The sequence below is a fragment of the Bacteroides eggerthii genome (assembly GCF_025146565.1).
Lineage (GTDB): Bacteria > Bacteroidota > Bacteroidia > Bacteroidales > Bacteroidaceae > Bacteroides > Bacteroides eggerthii.
In genome coordinates, this window is sequence record NZ_CP102258.1 from 3,856,147 (window position 1) to 3,872,906 (window position 16,760).

General features: G+C 45.1%; 19 protein-coding genes and 1 pseudogene. 2 read left to right on the forward strand and 18 right to left on the reverse strand.

Annotation, left to right across the window (positions count from 1 at the left end; all coding sequences use genetic code 11):
• Window positions 1–148: 148 nt before the first annotated feature.
• The 18 genes and pseudogenes from NQ546_RS15980 to NQ546_RS16065 all read right to left on the reverse strand — a co-directional run bounded on the left by NQ546_RS15980 (window position 149) and on the right by NQ546_RS16065 (window position 14,619).
• Window positions 149–754 carry a hypothetical protein gene (locus tag NQ546_RS15980; protein ID WP_004288771.1) on the reverse strand — a complete coding sequence of 202 codons (606 nt, stop codon included), beginning with the start codon at window positions 752–754 and terminating at the stop codon, window positions 149–151.
• Window positions 755–756: 2 nt separating this feature from the next.
• Complete coding sequence (locus tag NQ546_RS15985; RefSeq protein ID WP_004288770.1) at window positions 757–1,368, reverse strand: response regulator; 612 nt, start codon at window positions 1,366–1,368, stop codon at window positions 757–759.
• Window positions 1,369–1,374: 6 nt separating this feature from the next.
• The gene (locus NQ546_RS15990; protein ID WP_004288769.1) at window positions 1,375–3,477 is read right to left on the reverse strand and encodes a sensor histidine kinase; all 2,103 of its coding nucleotides are present in this window, start codon (window positions 3,475–3,477) and stop codon (window positions 1,375–1,377) included.
• Window position 3,478: 1 nt separating this feature from the next.
• Entirely contained in the window at window positions 3,479–4,564 is a 1,086-nt protein-coding gene (locus NQ546_RS15995) for a DNA cytosine methyltransferase (RefSeq protein WP_004288768.1), read from the reverse strand.
• Between the two features lie 2 nt (window positions 4,565–4,566).
• On the reverse strand, window positions 4,567–4,767 hold the full coding sequence (locus tag NQ546_RS16000; protein ID WP_004288767.1) for a helix-turn-helix transcriptional regulator: 201 nt from the start codon (window positions 4,765–4,767) through the stop codon (window positions 4,567–4,569).
• Between the two features lie 208 nt (window positions 4,768–4,975).
• A pseudogene (locus NQ546_RS16005) lies at window positions 4,976–5,131 on the reverse strand (glycoside hydrolase family protein); the annotation flags it as partial.
• Window positions 5,128–5,586 carry a DUF3872 domain-containing protein gene (locus NQ546_RS16010; protein WP_004288765.1) on the reverse strand — a complete coding sequence of 153 codons (459 nt, stop codon included), beginning with the start codon at window positions 5,584–5,586 and terminating at the stop codon, window positions 5,128–5,130. The gene NQ546_RS16010 and the pseudogene NQ546_RS16005, both read right to left, overlap by 4 nt.
• A gap of 20 nt (window positions 5,587–5,606) precedes the next feature.
• Window positions 5,607–6,194: a conjugal transfer protein TraO gene (locus tag NQ546_RS16015; RefSeq protein ID WP_004288764.1), complete on the reverse strand. Its 588-nt coding sequence runs from the start codon at window positions 6,192–6,194 to the stop codon at window positions 5,607–5,609.
• Window positions 6,191–7,105 (reverse strand): conjugative transposon protein TraN, encoded by a 915-nt coding sequence (gene traN, locus NQ546_RS16020; protein ID WP_039952952.1) that lies wholly within the window; start codon window positions 7,103–7,105, stop codon window positions 6,191–6,193. Before traN ends, NQ546_RS16015 begins: the two co-directional genes overlap by 4 nt.
• Before the next feature lie 50 nt (window positions 7,106–7,155).
• Window positions 7,156–8,463 carry a conjugative transposon protein TraM gene (gene traM / locus NQ546_RS16025; RefSeq protein WP_004288762.1) on the reverse strand — a complete coding sequence of 436 codons (1,308 nt, stop codon included), beginning with the start codon at window positions 8,461–8,463 and terminating at the stop codon, window positions 7,156–7,158.
• Window positions 8,414–8,716 (reverse strand): hypothetical protein, encoded by a 303-nt coding sequence (locus NQ546_RS16030; protein WP_004288761.1) that lies wholly within the window; start codon window positions 8,714–8,716, stop codon window positions 8,414–8,416. Before NQ546_RS16030 ends, traM begins: the two co-directional genes overlap by 50 nt.
• Window positions 8,713–9,336 carry a conjugative transposon protein TraK gene (traK, locus tag NQ546_RS16035; protein ID WP_004288760.1) on the reverse strand — a complete coding sequence of 208 codons (624 nt, stop codon included), beginning with the start codon at window positions 9,334–9,336 and terminating at the stop codon, window positions 8,713–8,715. Before traK ends, NQ546_RS16030 begins: the two co-directional genes overlap by 4 nt.
• 122 nt (window positions 9,337–9,458) lie before the next feature.
• Window positions 9,459–10,472, reverse strand: coding sequence for a conjugative transposon protein TraJ (gene traJ / locus NQ546_RS16040; protein WP_004288759.1), 1,014 nt, complete (start codon window positions 10,470–10,472; stop codon window positions 9,459–9,461).
• Between the two features lie 2 nt (window positions 10,473–10,474).
• Window positions 10,475–11,104, reverse strand: a complete 630-nt coding sequence (locus tag NQ546_RS16045) for a DUF4141 domain-containing protein (RefSeq protein WP_004288758.1) — start codon at window positions 11,102–11,104, stop codon at window positions 10,475–10,477.
• Complete coding sequence (locus NQ546_RS16050; protein ID WP_039953020.1) at window positions 11,101–11,457, reverse strand: DUF3876 domain-containing protein; 357 nt, start codon at window positions 11,455–11,457, stop codon at window positions 11,101–11,103. The genes NQ546_RS16045 and NQ546_RS16050 overlap by 4 nt, the downstream gene beginning before the upstream one ends.
• A gap of 8 nt (window positions 11,458–11,465) precedes the next feature.
• Window positions 11,466–13,991, reverse strand: coding sequence for a TraG family conjugative transposon ATPase (locus NQ546_RS16055; RefSeq protein ID WP_039952950.1), 2,526 nt, complete (start codon window positions 13,989–13,991; stop codon window positions 11,466–11,468).
• Entirely contained in the window at window positions 13,988–14,317 is a 330-nt protein-coding gene (locus NQ546_RS16060) for a DUF4133 domain-containing protein (RefSeq protein ID WP_004288754.1), read from the reverse strand. Before NQ546_RS16060 ends, NQ546_RS16055 begins: the two co-directional genes overlap by 4 nt.
• A 5-nt stretch (window positions 14,318–14,322) precedes the next feature.
• A complete protein-coding gene (locus tag NQ546_RS16065; RefSeq protein WP_017142017.1) occupies window positions 14,323–14,619 on the reverse strand; it encodes a DUF4134 domain-containing protein in 297 nt (98 codons plus the stop codon).
• A 626-nt stretch (window positions 14,620–15,245) separates the two neighbouring features.
• On the opposite strand from NQ546_RS16065, the gene NQ546_RS16070 reads away from it, so the two are divergent.
• Together NQ546_RS16070 and NQ546_RS16075 are read left to right on the forward strand one after the other, a co-directional pair.
• Window positions 15,246–15,962, forward strand: coding sequence for a hypothetical protein (locus tag NQ546_RS16070; protein ID WP_004288750.1), 717 nt, complete (start codon window positions 15,246–15,248; stop codon window positions 15,960–15,962).
• Between the two features lie 11 nt (window positions 15,963–15,973).
• Complete coding sequence (locus NQ546_RS16075) at window positions 15,974–16,759, forward strand: hypothetical protein (protein ID WP_115615976.1); 786 nt, start codon at window positions 15,974–15,976, stop codon at window positions 16,757–16,759.
• The last annotated feature ends 1 nt before the right edge of the window (window position 16,760 follow it).

Here is a 16,760-nt window from a genome sequence, read left to right on the forward strand (position 1 = left end):
CTTATACTTCAGTCGCATAAAAGAATAGAGGAATAAAATAGAGTGAAGAGTATGTTTCATTCTATCAAATACAATGCAAGCTCCATGTAATTATATATTTAATAATTAACGTATTAATATATTTTTATATAATAATTCGTTTACATACTTATTGTAAGTCGGAAAACAATAAATCATCATTGCCGTCAAAAACTAAAGCCTCTTTATTGTGCACCAATTCAACAGCAGCCATCGGATCAGTTATATCCAATGCAGCTATTTGAGTGTCATATGTAGTAATCATTTTTTCTTTCGCAACTTTTAACGTATCTCCATTCAAAAAACTTTTTAAACCTGCTATGGCACTATTTATAAAAGGTTCATGTTCACCTCTTACATTAAACGTGTTGTTATAACCGACAAAAAATCGTAAATCATGAGCCTTTAAATGTGGATGAAGCTTTTGAGCGCAAGAACAAGCAATACTATAAAGACCTTTGTTCTTGAAATTGTAGTTGGTTGTATGTATTGAGACAACAGCGTCTTCATCCTCATTGTAAATTCCATTGGCATCACCATGACCAGCAAAAAAACAAAACTGGTGTTCAGGCATGGCACCAATAACATTCTGTTCACTCAAATTTGGAGGGTAAACAGAAGAGTATTCAATGCCATTATCAGCACAGATTTGCTTCGCCTCGTCCGCACATGATTCTAAGAAGTCATGAAGTATGGTAGTAGAATCATTATTATATGCTATCAATACCTTATCCATATTTATTTTTTAGAACGATTTAATTGATAGATATAATATTCATTAAGTTTTTGCTCAAAAGATTTACCTATGGGTGTTTGTTGTCTCAACTCAACAAGGATGTCAGCCCAAGTGAATGTTGTGCCTGTAGAGACTTCACTAAAAGCTTCTCTATCGTTATCCTCTGGATGACGGAGAAGCCATTGTTCAAGGACGCAATCAAATTTTGTGCTCCACTGAGAACGAACTCTGTCAATGATGGAGATGACGGATTCAAAATCATCATTACTCCTGTCCAAATAGAAGAAATTCTCCTCGTTCATCATTTCAATGATGGAATCCAAAGGAATATCAGTCCTTAACTGGTTAGCCGACATTATCACAATATAAAGCAAGGACGTCTTTTTACGGATCTCCTTCAACAAGTCAATGCCCTTTTTGTGGTGACCGCTGAAATTCCAGTCAATGAATACTAGCATTTTGCTATTCAAATTCTCCAAAACGAATTCCAGTCCTTTATCTGGATTTTGGAAAACATGGTTACAATCGGCATCTTTGTAATGCTTTCTTATATTCTGAACAAACGGCTCTTTCTCCGACATGTTGTCGTCAATAAAAACTATTTTAAAATCCATAATTGTTTACTTTTTAAAAGGTATTGTTATTTTTATTGTCGTCCCTATCTCGCCAAATTCACTGTCAACGACGGCTACAGAGCCTCCAAGAGACTGAACACGAGTTTTTACAATATACAATCCAACGCCAGCACCTCCTTGCAACTCGGTTGTTGTATAGTACAAAGCAAAGATTTGTTCATTGTCTTCTTGGGGAATACCTATGCCTGTGTCTGAAACAAGGATCTCCAACATATCGTTTTGAACCTCGTAAGAGCAACGAATCACTTTCTGTTCTGACTTAGCCATTGCTTTCACGGAATTGTCTATTAGGTTCTGCAGAATATCCCTAAAAAATTGTCGGTTCGCGTTCAGAACCAGCTTATCGGGAAAATCTGTCTGTAAGGATATTCCTTCACGTGAGAAGACATCATCGTATTCACCCAGTATTTCCTCGAACGTGTTTTTTAAATCAACTTCCTCAGGAGTCAAGTTCGATTGTGAATAGCTAAGCATATAGTTAATCACACGGTTGAGTACTTTGAAGCGTTCATACATCTCTTTAGAATAGAGTATGAATAAATCTTCCTCCTCGGGATCGGGATAATATCTATAGAAGAACTCCACCCTATCGCGTATTTGGTTAAGTGTGGTACGGACAGCATGAGTGATATTAATTGCAAACTGTTGTAGGGACATAATACTCATATAGATGTTCTCCTTACGAGTAAAATCCTCTAAAGCTTTTTTTTGTTCGCTAATAGCAGTCTTTACACTACGGCCTGTCTTACGTACTTGTTTGATAAGAGGTTCTACAGTCAGCTTTAATTCTGGTTTTTGGGCGACTATATCATTAAAGGCTTCTACTAAAGAATTGATATCATCTGATGCAGCTTTTAGACCCTCCTGAGCATTGTCTCGTTTTGCTTGACGCATTTCCACCTTGTAATCTTGAAGAGCATTAAGTTGAGTGATGATAAATTTCTTCATCTCTCGATACTCGTCATTGTCCACAAAGTCTTGGCGATTGGTCGCATCTATTATTTGAGGATTTCCATTTTTGGTGATGTCAATGACCCCCAAAAACTCACGTGTGCTTATTCTATTAAATATATCTTGATATACTCTTTTATCAATTCCTAAAATGTCACGTTTCAAATCTTGAATTTCGTTAGTTTCTGCAAAAGGCGTGGCAATGATACCATCACGATAGACCTTAAATCCATCTATAGGGTCATTAGGAAAGGCTTTTCGGTAGTTTCTACGAGCTGGCTCGTCAAAGAAGAAAATCTTCATCCTTATTCCTCCAAAAGGTTTAAGTGGGATAAGATGATAATTAAAAGTACTCTTTTCCTTATCGTAGAAAATACTTTGCTGAAGCTTTTTAGTCTCGTCAAAGTCTATACTCAGAGAAATGGTCGCATTATTAAAGTCATCCAACGTTCTAATAGACTCTTGGTCTATATCAAATTCAGGTGCAATTACTCGCACTTTGAATGGGTAACTCAAATTTGCAAATGGTGAGACAATTTTTGAAATTTCACGCATTAAATGCTCAATTTCTTTCTTAGTCCAAGGCTCTCTGATGGAAGTAATTATCAATTTCGTTCCTGATACATCTGGATTTTCAGCATCATTATACGTATAGACATTCTCCATATCGGTAAATAGACGAATATCTGCCTCTTTTTCGGTTTCAGTGTAATAAGCAGTCCAGTCAATATCTACCTTTAGCCACTTTTCTTCCCCTTCCTTTTTAGTGATAACGGAAACCTTATCTCCTAGCTTATCTACAGCAAAACGTCCTATACCTTTTTCTCCAACACATTTTCTATTGAAGGGTTTAGGTGAATATGGACGAGCGCGTTTACTTGAAGTTCCAATAACCATCCATTTGTCCCGAATATCTTCAAACGACATTCCATATCCGTCATCTTCTACTCGAATAACTGCCTGTTTTTTCCCGGCTCCAACATTTTCAAAAATGACATTTACATTTTGGGCATTTGCATCGTAACAGTTTTTTACCAATTCGAACAAAGCAGTAACTCGATCTGTTATCAAATCGCGTCCGATTAACCGGAATGTACTGACGTCAAATCGCCATTTTAGTTTATGATTATCGTCCATATTATTTGTGGGTTCTAATATGTTTTTTTATACTCTCTGCAATTACCTCGCCTAATTTTGGGGGAACAGCATTTCCTATATAACGTGAAGCTTTAACTAAAGATACTTCTTGCTCATTAGGAAAGAATTTATATTTTATCGGAAAAGTCTGGAACAATGCAGCTTCACGTGCTGAAATAGCCCTGTTCTGAACAGGATGTCCGAAACGCCCGTTACCTATACCTGTACAAAGTGTGGTCATCGTTGGAGCAGGCTCTTCCCAAGTCATGCGCCCATAAACACTACCAAAACTCTTACCACCTTCTTTCTTATGGCAATTTAACATAAGTTCCTCTGGCCAATCTCTCCAGCTTCCACCATATGGCGTAGCCTCAATTCTTCTCATATTCAATGCAGACAAGGCCCGGCAGCGATGCAACTTGTCTGTAGGACATTCTTCACCAGCTTGAAGAGGGGGAAGGTTACTGATTACATCGCCAACAGTCACGTAATTATCTTTTTGATGTGTTGGAGAAATCAATTCAATCTCACCTAATTTCGAGGCTAGCAATACTAATCGCCTACGTGTCTGTGGTATGCCATAATCGGGACAATAAACCACATGATAGGAGACATAATATCCTTCTGCCTCAAGTGTATTAACAAAGTCTCCTAATACTGATTGAAGTTTAAATGAAGCTATAGCCGGAACATTCTCCATTGTAACGATGTCTGGTTGCACATCTTTAACAAGACGTCCAAATTCATAAAGAAGGTTGTATTTTTTTTTATCTTTATTCTTGTTTTTAAATGCGTATGACGAAAAAGGCTGACAAGGAGCGCAACCAGCCAAAACTTTTATTGATTTCTTGGAATAGAAGGGTATTATGTCCTCTTTTTGAACTGTCCTAATGTCCTTGAAAATAAACTTTGCTTCGTTATTGGTTTCATATGCATACAAACAAGTCCAATCCAAATCGAAACCGGCTTTTATCTTGAGACCTTTTGACTTCATTCCATAGCTTAGTCCGCCTATTCCGCAAAATAGGTCAACCACCTCTATTGAAGGTAATTTCCCGCGTCGTTTATGTATTTTACTTTTAGGCATATCTATTCTGTGATAAGTTCTCGTTTTTCACATCCTAGCAAATCGGCAATTTTAGCTAGCGTCTGTAAGTCCGGCTGATGCATATTGGTACACCATTTACTTACTGTAACAGTTGATACGCCCAATTGTTCTGCCAGCCATTTGCTTGTTCTCTGTTTCTCCACAAGAACCACTTTAAGCCGATTAAGAGGTCTTACATTCATCTTTATTTAATTAAAATCAAATGCAAATATAATAAAAACAGGCAATATTACCAAATGCTTTATAGAAATGTATCCATAATTATAGTAGTTGAGTGTTGGTGCTCAACTACTATAAAGGTATAGAAAAATATCACAACTATGAAATTATTTATATGCTATATTTCAATCATTTGCAATATAAAGTTAGGATAATATCAAGGTTAGGATAACGGTGTCCGTAACCGATGTAAGGCATTTTCCCCCGGTGCCAGCCTTCCCACCGCTTGATGCAGGCTACCGCCTTATCTTTGTCAGACGGGGGATTTTCCGCCTTGCCGTACAAGACAAGTAACAGAAAGATCATAACAGCCGGTATTCTTTTCATGCAGCCTCCTTGTTATTTTCTTCATCCGTATCCTTTCCATTAAAATCATATGTCAATTGTTGCAGATTCCCCCAATTATCTTCAAGATAGAGGTCTATGGTCTGGGATTCCTTGCCGCTTTGCGAAGTATAGTAAAGACGGAATTTCCATTCGTTCAGCAGATAACGGTCATTGGGCTTCAGTACCGTTCCGTCCTCCATCTTCAGACTGCCCTTGCCGTCCGGCTGGAAATACCTTAGCGTATAGACGGTTCCGGCAAAGTTCCCTTCCGGCTTGATTTCCAGCCGGATTTCCACAGTCTCCCCATCGGTAATCTCATCCGCTACCGGCATGGTTTCTACCGTAAACGGGTATTCCTGTCTGATATCCAGCTCATTGTCACAAGCAACAAGACCAAGAAAGGAGAATGCCATACAGCAGGCTGTCAGCATAAAATCAAGGATTTTTCTTTTCATAGGTATGTATTCTTTTAAGGTTAGAAAATGTATTTTACTCCGATTCCATACTGGAAGTGGCAGATCCCCGAGGCACTGCCCCATACGAAACGCTCACGCAGACGCACCAGCAGGACAACCCTGTCGGACAGGTAGCCTTCCGCTTCCAGCGTTACCGCGCCGCCATAGATGAAAGACTCGCATTGCTGCAAAACGGCTCCGTCATCCAGCAGCCGGTCTCCTTCGTTCACGGTCTCATAGCCCAACAGGGCGGAAGCGCCGAGGTTCAGGAAGAAGGACTTGCCGGGGGTGGAAAAAAACGTATGGTAATAACCGCCTTCCCCCGTATATTGCGACAAGGGTATATGCGTACTCCGGTAAGGGATGTTACGTTTCAGCATCTCACCGCCAAACATCCACTGGTTTCCGTTCCCGGTACAGGTGGATACAGCCAGCGAGAAGGCATAGCCTGCATCGTGACGGTTTGCCCGGCTGTAAAATCCGTCGGTCATTTCAGTGGTGAAGCGGACGGCTTTCATTCCCGGCAGGCGGCGTTGGGCTTCTGCCTGCCCCGTAAAGAGGGCAAGCAGGAGGATAATAAAGAGGAAGTTTCTTTTCATGGCGTTCATCTGACTTTCAGTTCATTGACGGTTTCTGCGCGTACCAGGTCCTCATTCTCCACATCAAAGGACTGATGCCGGCCGCCTTGCTTCTCATACATTTCCACTATCAGCTTCTTGTCGTCGGGAATGGTGAACTTGGGCAGGGCAAACACCGTCCGCTCGTTCTTCTTCCCGTCCACACGGGTCACATAGTTGAAGGCACGAAGCGGATAGATGACCTGTTCCTGCATGGCGGTACGTTTCATGATTTTCTTGTCCACGATCTTGAAGGTCACGAAGTCCACGTCGAAAGGCACGTTCGTGGCGTTCTTCACTTCGGTATGGAAATAGATCAGTTCGCCGTGCGCATAAAGTCCTTTAAGCAGATATTGCACTCCGAACCGTTTGCAGCCGATGTGCTTGACCTTGCGTTTGTTCTGTTCATACACGGATTTCATGATCAGCCGTACCAGACGGGGAGACTCCCCGGCGAGTTCCTGCAAGTAGATTTCCATCGCATTGTTCGGACGGTTCACGGCCTCTCCGTCATGGATGAAGTCGCACATTTCCACATTCAGCAGCAAAGGCTCGTCGGCATACTTGACGTTGAATGTATAGAAGTTGCCGTCTTCGGTAATTACGCTCATGTTTGTCTCGCTCCGGAAATGTTTCCGGGTTGCCTTCACACGGATCACATTTTCCGCACCGTCCGCCTTGCCCGCTATCAGATTGGGCGAACCCAGGTCCACATATCTCACGGGAGAGGGAAAAATAATATGTACGGTCTTGTCATATGTGATTTCCAGACCGTGCGGGGGAATCATCCGGCTGAATCCGATCTTGCGGCTCAGTCCTTCATAATAATCCCCGTTGCTCTGCTGCGCGTATGCAGCCACTGTGCCCGCAATCAGGGCAAGCATCATCAGAATCTTCTTCATGTGTGTTTCTTGGTTGATTGGTGAATAAATGGTTGATTTCCTTTCCTCCTTCATTTTTCAGGAGAATGCAGCAACAGCCGATGCCCGGCCTTCAGGGTGATTTTCACCGTGCGCATCTTCTTGCCCACATATTGTGACACACCCCGTATCACCCCCTTGCCCACATCCGAGGCAATCTGCGCTCCGGCATCCGTTGAGATATTGATGCTGCTTCCTATAGAGGTGCCCATGCCGGCGGCAATCTCACGTGCGGCATCATACTCCATCGAGTTCGGTACAAGGATTCCCTGCTGCCCGTCAGCGTCATACACTTCGAGTTCCACCGGAAACAGCGTGCCCCTGTACTCCACTGTCTCGATCAGGATTCCCATCCGTTCCCCCTCGACACGTGTGCCGCCGACCAGTACCGTACCTTTTGGGATAAGGAGATCGTCCACTGCCATCGGCTCAAGCAGGCGGATACGCAGTGCCTGTCCGTCAGATACGGTCTGCGTGCCATGCACACAGGCGGCGATGGTATTCCTGCCGGAAGATGGCATTTTGCCTACCGGGGTGTGGAAGCCGGTATTTCTCTCGCCTGCATATCCGGAAGCAATGTCTTCATTGCCTGCAGGCTGGGCCAGTGATGACACCATCCGGTTCTGTACCCGTTTTACAGGCCGGACAGCCGTCCGTTCTTTCCGGCTGTTTGGGGCATTGGTCGTAGAGGAAGCATCCAGCTCTTTCCCGTTGTAGCGGGCAGCCAGCTCGTAGGACTTTTCCAGCAGAGCCATCTTTTCTTCCAGGGTCTGGCCTTCCGCCTGTTCTTCCGCCGGCTTCCTTTCTTTTTCCAGATCCTCAATACGGCGGAGCAGATCGGCGTTTGGCTGATTTTCATTCCGGGTATATACAGTGCCCAGCGAACGGTTCATATTCCGGTAGGCTTCTGCAGAGGAACGGATGGAGCCGGGGGCTTTCCCCTTTTCCGGTTCCGGCGGAAGTTCCATGTTTGCTTTTCCTGCGGTAAGACCGGCAGTATCCTGACCGTCCTTGTTGAGCAGTTCGGACATTTCCTGGAAGGTTCCCCTGCGCCATTTTTCCTTTTTTGCCAGTGCTTCCTGCTCGTAGGCGCTTACCTTGTTGCCCTCCATTTCCGAATCTTCCGGTGAAGGCATCTCCACGTTGAAACCCCTGCCTTTTTCCATTTCCGCCTTCTCCTTTTCCGACGGGCTGAATACCAGCAGGAGGAACCCCATGCACAGCAGGCAGAAAAACGGATAGACAATATACTTTGCGCGCCGGCGCTTCTCTTCGGGAGTCAGCGGCTTGTCATTTGACACTCCGAGCCATTCCCTGATTTTCTGAAAGTCCATTTTCATGTTTATGGATGTTTGAATGAATGTTTCTTGTTCTTTCCGGCCGGAACACGACGGAACGGATATGTCCCATTGCCGGTCTTTGGCCCGGCTCCCCGAAACGGGATACACAGGAGAGAATCGAGTACAGGCAGGAGGCAGCAAGCAGGAACGAGGCCGTGCCTGCCAGAAGGATGCGCTGCTTTCCTGTCAGCCGCCGGCAGAACAGCCGTACCCGGCTGTCCGCATGGCCGAAGAATCCGCGTTTTCCCCTCATCGTTCCGCACTTCTTATGTCCTTATTCTCCAGCACGGTAAACTGCTCGATAATGAATCCGTTGGGATTGTCATCCGAACGTCCTGTGTTTTGAAGCGAGCAGGAAGTTACGAGGCTGCGCTCGGTCACGTTGCTTTCACGGATAATCAGCTGCCGGGCATATGTCCGCACCTTGTAAGGGTAGGCGGCAAAGTCGCACACCACGCTGTCCACATGCACCACCTGGTTGATGTTGCCTGAAATCAGGCGGTTGTAATACCCTCTTTCGGCAAAATCCACATAGTAGTGATAGGCACTCTTGTCTGCCAGTTGCAGGGCACGGTTGATATTGTGCTCGATGGCATCCTTCTGGGGTGAGAGCGAGAAAAACAGTTCGTGAAAGCGCCTTACATGTTCCCGCGCCTCGGCAGGCCTGTTCTGTGAGAGGTCCTGCGAAAGGGCCATCATCAGCGATTTACCCCCGTCAAGCACATAGATTTTCTCGCGTTGCTTCTCGGCAAAGCGGTATGAGCTCCACAGCGCATATCCGGTAACGAGCGCACAGCAGCAGGCAAAGACCGCCAACATCAGGCGGATGCGCTTGAAGCTGCTCTCAATGTTTGTCAATGACTTGAATTCCATTTTTTTTGATGTCTGGTTTGAATGAATAAATATTTCCGGTATGACGGGACATCCCGTTCCGACAAGTCACCGGACCCGTCATCTTGGGTTGCCCGACTCATGGGAAGGAGGCTCCGCAGGGTTTATTTGCCCCTCAGCCTGCCTCCGATATTCCCCAATACGGCACCGCCTGCTCCGGCTGCAAGGCCACCTGTCTTGGTGGCTGTACGGTTCAGGTTACGGCTGAAGTTTCCGGCACCGCCTGCCTGCACTATCCAGCCTGCTACCGTAGGCACGGTGAAGTATCCGATAATCCCAATCAGCATAAAGATGATGTAGACACTGTTCGAGTTGTCTATCGAGTAGTCCGGATTGTTCTGCAGTTCCTGAATGTCATTCTGAAGCATCAGTACCTGAAGCTTGGCAAGCAGGGTGCTGAACAGGTCGCTGACCGGAAGCCACAGGTAAACGGAAATATATCTCGTGAACCACTGTCCGAGCGTGGACTGGAATCCGTCCCATACACTGAAGGCGAACGCTACCGGTCCCAGTATCGAGAGTACGACCAGGAAAAAAGTCCTCACGGTGTCTATCAGCAGCGATGCCGCTGCGAATATCAGCTCCAGCAGGCTGCGGAATGCGTCCCGGATCTTCTTTTCCAGATTATACATCCCGACTTCCACATACATGCCCAGCCGGGAGGCGGTATCTATGGTTGACCAGCCCAGTTCATCCAGCTGACGGTCAAACTCCTCGTCACTTACCAGATATGCTGTTTCGGGATTGCGGAGCATGGCCTCCTTTTCCAGTTCCTCCTTTTGGTTCCGGTACTGTTCCATATCCATCGTCTGCCCTTCGAGCATCTTGTGTGTGCCCTGCACGATGGGACTGAGAATATTGTTCAGCGTGCCGAGCACTAGCGTGGGAAAGAGCAGGATGCAGATGCCTATGGCAAAGGGACGCAGCAGGGGATAGACATCTATCGGTTCGGCACGTGCCATCGACTGCCATACACGGACGGCAACGTAGAACAACGCACCCAGTCCGGCAAGTCCCTTGCCCACGTCCATCATGTCCTCGCAAAGGGGAAGCATCTCGTCATACAGGGTTGCCAGTATGGTGTGCAGGTTGGCAAAATCTATCGACAACGGCATCATGGCTACCAGTATTTGGAGGTTTCATTCCCATAGAGCCGCATCACACGTTCCAGGTCGTTCTTCTTTCTGGCCCTGAGGTAGCTTACGGCTATGTTCTTGTTCGTATAATAGCTCACAAGGTTGCGGTAACGGCGCATCTCGTAATAGCAGTTGTCCACCACGTCCATACGGTCCTTGTCGGTCATGGACAGGGTACTGACATTGATAACCTGTTTCAGGTCCTGCAACACGCCGTTGCTCTCTTCCAGCAGGCGGGTGTAACCGAAGGCGATGGCGTCCAGTTCGCGCGGTGAGAAGTTTTCATCGTTCATCATCTTGCCGAAGTTGGTTACATAGATGTCGGACACGTCGCCCACCATCAGGATGATGTCACGCACCTTGCGGGCATCCTGTATCAGGTTGTTGACCGATTTCAGCTGGTCGTAATATTTCTTGGCCTGCTCATAGATCTTTACTGTCTCGGCAAAGCTTTCTGCCGTATTGACTGCCGTCTTTGAGGTATGGGCGATATTGTCCGACATGTTTATGATGCTTTGGGCCAGATTGCCGGGATCTGTCACCACCCATTGGGCGCGTGCTCCGGTAACGCCCAGTACAAATGCCGTTCCGATCAGAAGCGTTCTTGCCTTCATGCCCGTTCCTCCTTCCTTACATAGTCTCCGCCCGGTGAGAATGTCAGCACGTCGGCTGCCTCATTGTAGGACACATCGACACGGTAGCCCGTATTGACAAACAGGTTTCCGTTTTCTTCCACCAGCAGGTAAGTCTGCGGCTTCAGCCTTCGGGTTCTCCCGCTATGGGAAAACACCGTCACTTTATAGCATTCTCCTTCCTTGTATACCAGCACGTCAGGTCTGCCTTCCACGCTGGTCCACGTTCCGCAGATCTTGTCGCGGTCGATACCGCTTTCCGAACAGCTCTGCAATATCATGGCGGCCATGCTTATCAGACATACCGCCAGCCTCATAAGGGGTCTGTTTCTCATAATCGTTTTCATTTCGGGTTTGATACCTGTTTCTGTTCCTCTCGCTTTTTCTCCGCCAGACGGCGGATGGCTCCTTCCAGACTGCCCTCCGGTCCTCCGGCAATCCGTTGTACTTCCAGTTTCTCCGACTCCTCGGTCGTGAACGTGAAGTATTCTTCCTCGCTCACTTCCGTGGCATATACTGCCGAGCAGGTTCCTCCAAGCCCTATCCATACTTCCCGGTAGAAGCGCCCGGGATGGTTCGCCTGGTTGATGGAAAGAATCTGCCCTTTCTCTTTCTCGGTCAGACCGAGCAGCCGCTGGATGTGCTCGAACTTGTTCATGTATTTCCGCTGGTCAAGCAGTATCTTGCAGTCAGAGTTGTTGATGATGGCCTCTTTCACTATCGGGGAGCTGATGATGTCGTCCACCTCCTGTGTCACCACCACAGCCTCACCGAAATATTTTCTGACGGTCTTAAAAAGGTACTTGATGTATTCACTCATATTGGCGGACATCAGGGCTTTCCAGCATTCCTCTATCAATATCATCTTACGGATACCTTTGAGCCTGCGCATCTTGGCGATGAAAGTTTCCATAATGATCAGTGTCACCACCGGAAGAAGCACTTTGTTGCTGCTGATATTGTCCAGTTCGAATACGATGAACCGTTTGCCTGTCAGGTCCAGTTCCTTGTCGGAGTTCAGCAGGAAGTCATAGTCTCCGCCCCGGTAGAACGGTTCCAGAACGTTCAAAAAACCGTCAATGTCAAAATCCTTCTCACGCACCTTTTTCTCTTCAATCATTCTTCTGTAGTCATCGGCGACAAACTCATAGAAACCGTTGAAGTCCGGTCTGATGTTCCGGTTCTCCGAAATCTTTCGGATATAGGCGTTCACTGCTCCAGAAAGAGCGACCTCCTCCGAACGTTTCGGCGACTCGTCTTCCCGTTTCCACAAGGTCAGTATCAGTGTATTGATACTGTCACGCTTCTCCACATCGAATTTTCCGGATTCGGTGTAGAACGGGTTGAAGGATATCGGATTGTCCTCTTCATACGTGATGTAAATCCCGTCCTTCCCGTTGGTACGGTCATGGATCATCCTGCACAACCCCTGGTAGCTGTTTCCTGTGTCCACCAGCAGGATATGCGCTCCCTGTTCGTAGTATTGGCGGACAAGGTGGTTGGTGAAAAAGGATTTTCCGCTGCCCGAAGGCCCGAGGATGAACTTGTTTCTGTTGGTGATGATTCCTCGCTTCATGGGCAGGTCGGAAATATCCACATGCACCGGTATCCCGTTCTGGCGGTCTGCCAGCCGGATTCCGAACGGACTGGGCGAGCTCCTGTAATTGGTCTCTCCGGCAAAGAGGCATACGGCCTGTTCCAGGAAGGTATAAAAGGATTCTTCGGATGGAAAGTCGCCTGCATTTCCGGGGATTCCCGCCCAATAGATGACCGGTGTGTCAATGGTGTTATACCTTGGCGTGCATTCCATCATGGCCAGCTGGCTGCCCGTGTCGTTCCTGATGCGGCGGAACTCTTCCGCATCCTCCGCCCAGGCGATGACGTTGCAGTGGCATCTGACGGGAAGCACTCCTTTGGTATGTGCCTCATCAAGATACATCTCCGTCCACTCCTGGTTAACGGCATTGCTCCGGCTGTATTTTGACAACGAGAGCATATTGCGCGAGTTTTTCTCCATCATCTGCAGGATTTCCTGTGCATCGTCGATGAACACGTATTGTGAATAGATGTGGTTGCATGACAGCAGCAGTCCTACGGGTGCGGCAAAGGAGAGGCGGCAGTCGCTGCGGTCCGTGGACATCCTCTCGTAGCGCATGTCCGTGGAAAGTCTGCCGGGCAGGTCTTCCGTATCGGAAAGGGTATGCAGGCAGAGGCGTTTGTCACCGATGCGCATCCTGCCGGGCTTGAGGCAGATGTCCTGCAATACGGCGGTCTCATCCTCCAGCGAGAGGGAAAAGTATTTTTCCACCAGTCCGGGATGTTCCTTCGTACCGGTGATTTCGTCTGTTTCCAGACGGCGAAGCCTTATATGTCCGGAATCATTCATAATACGCTCGAACTGTTCCACCGCCTCAAGAAAGCGGGCGGCAGCATCCTTGTCGGTTATCTCTTTGGGCAACAGGAATCCCCGGCAAAGGGTATTGAAGTCACTCTTCCGGCGGCTGCGTTCGCGGGTTGTCTTCGTCAGGAACAGGTAGCATTTGTGATTCAGGTAAGGTCTTTCATTGAAATGCAGCTCATAGCTGCGTGTCAGGAAGCTCTGTTCTCCGTCATCGGTCTTCGGACGGTAGGTTTCCTTGACGAACCAGTCCTGTTTGCAGACGACACTATGTTCCGGCAATACCTTCACGGCTTTGATCCAGGAGGAGTGCATGGCCTCATACTCGTCCGCCGTTACCGTGTACAGTTCGGGCAGTTCCACTTCGAAAGCCACGGTCAGGTCGGCATCCTTGCTCACGATACAGCCGTTTTCTACCGACAGCAGGGGGAATCTGCGTTCCAGCGTTTCCGCCTTTAATACATTTCTCATGATTGTTGTTTTTTTCTTCTTCTTGTGAATAATCTGAAAACTCTCTTGCGGTGAATCAGATAGCGTGGATGTCGTTTTTCAGCCAGCAGCTTCATCAGCCCGTGTTCACCGTAACGGGCATTCAAACGGAATATCACCCACACCAACAGGCTGCCGGACAGGATTCCGAAGGATAAGCATATCCATTGGTCCACCCCCGTCAGGTAAAGAAAGACTACCATAAGGAGCACCATCGCAAGCCCTCCGGCAAAGACGAACAGGTATTGCGACTTGAGTCCTTTGAACTCGACGGGGTTGCCGGCACCTTTGTTTACCGGATATTCCATAGGCTTTAGAGGAAGAAGGAACGTAAGATGGTGGCGGCTACGATCAGAAAGATACAGGCAAAGAACCAGCTAGCGGCGGTTTTCGAAGTGTCGGGGTCTCCGCTGGAAAATTTGCCATAGGTCTTGATACCGCCTACCAGACCAAGCACCGCACCGATGGCATAGCATAGTTTGGTGGCGGGATCGAAATACGAGGTCATGAGGCTGGTTGCCTCGTTGATACCCGCAAGGCCCTGGCCCTGCGCAAAGGTGTTTGCGGCGATGACCGCACACATCACAGAAAAAAGGATTCTTCTTTTCATTGTCGAATCGTTTGGGTAAGACATAAATTTGAATTCGACAACAAAGATAAATGGGGATAATGCGCTATGATTCAGATGTGTCATCAGATGTCATCAAATGTCATCAGATGTCTCATTGCGTCATTGTATGTATATGTTTACTTATTTACCAATTCAACGGTATGTATTGATAGACTGCCATATATGTTATTTGCGTTAATTATATTACTATCTAACTATATGTGTTTGCCGTTAATGAGTTCACCTATTTCAGTTTTTTTCAGTTCACTATTTAAATGAATTCACATGTTTTTCTAACTCCCTAATTATTATTCTAAAAAGAGCTTAGTCAAAATATTTATAAAACAGGTAGTTTTACCTTCAATTTTTTGTTGTCTTTCCTTTTTCCAAATATGTTGCACATTTGTGAAATTTTCAATTTATTCAAAATGAAATTTTATGACTTGTGCGTTTACAACATCGTGGAAAGAATGATTTATTAAATATAAAAAATCAAAAAAAATAGGCTTCAAGAATATTACATAATGGTAAATTGGGGGAAAAGAGTATATTTGTATAATATAATACGATATTATAAATATACGCAGGTAGTGATTTACTAATATAGATTTGATATATAGAATATTATGAAACAGAATTTTATCATAAGAGGATTACGTGGAAGTGTGTTTATGCCACAGATAACGTTTAATTGGGAATTTATTTCAGCCATACAAACGATGTTGCCTAATTATATCCCTTCCGTTATTTCTGATACCCCACAAGTAATAAAAGGTATGCTACTCTCTCCTGGGGATTGGATTTTGTCTTCTCCTGATGATAATATACGAATAGTGTTTCAAGCACAAAAAGTAGACTATATTATTAATACAAATATTGAATATACTCAAGATATAGTATCTACACTTGCAAATAATTGTAATCAGATATTTAAGAGAATTATGGAAATTACAGGGATGAGAGCAAGCCGTTTAGCCATTGCCCCCACTCTTGAATATAAAGGTGATACTACTTTATTTAAGAATTTTGTCAATAAAATCTACGCAAAGAACACATTCAAAGAATCGAAAGTGGATAATTGTGATTTTTCACAAGTCTTTCGCGTTGATGAGGAAATTAACGGGAAACAGTTCATTGTAAATTATTTATCTAAGTTTTATGTAGCTACTCCTATCGTAGTTGTTAACGGTATAAATACTATCCAAGAGGTAAATATGGTAGATTTTGATATTAACACGTTTGTAAATCCTGAGTATTCTTTTGACACTAATGCAACTAGTGATTTCTTTCAAAAAGGAGCAGGATTTTGCTCTGAATTCTTGTTGTGGTATATTGGAGAATAATAGATATAGATATGGAAGTAACCTCACTATATGATTATACTAAAAGATTTACAGAGCCACAATTACAATTTCAGTCTGCCCTTGAATATCCAACAGATTTTTGGGAAAACTATTTAAGTGACATATCCAAAGGTGCTTTAAAATCATTTGATATAAAGTGTCCTGCACTTCCTGATATGTTTTGGCTAAACAAATTGCCAATAGGTTCTTCTCAATATATAGCACAGGATGCCGAAGATAGGATAAATGAAAAATGTGCTTCTAGCGCAAACAGTGATAATATTTCAAGCGGTCAAATAATACGCAGAACGTCTAAAGATTCTACAAGTAGCGCTGATTTAAATAGAATGAATGAAGAATTTCATTCATCATTATCTAAACGGACTCAAACATTTGTATGGACACTGCAACATATAGATTTTGAGGATGGTGTAGAAAATGATATAATTAAAGAGGTAGAAGGTTATATTAAAACGAATAGATTTGTAACTTATTTATGGTTACATTCTATTTATTCAAATAACCAGAAAGATATTGATGTTTTAGCAGGGCTATTACGTATTATAGGAATGACTGTAGAAAAGGAAGATACAGATATGTTATTAACAATGGTAAAAGCGGGGTTATCCGATTCTCACTCTAAAACGCAAGAAGCGGCATTAATGGTAATAGAGCAATGGAGAACTCGAAATTGTTTAATAGCCATAGAAACTGCTCCATCATTTAACTCTTCTTGGCTTTGTGACTATGCAAAACAAATTGAATCAGAATTAAATGAAGAATTGCGACCATGCTAAT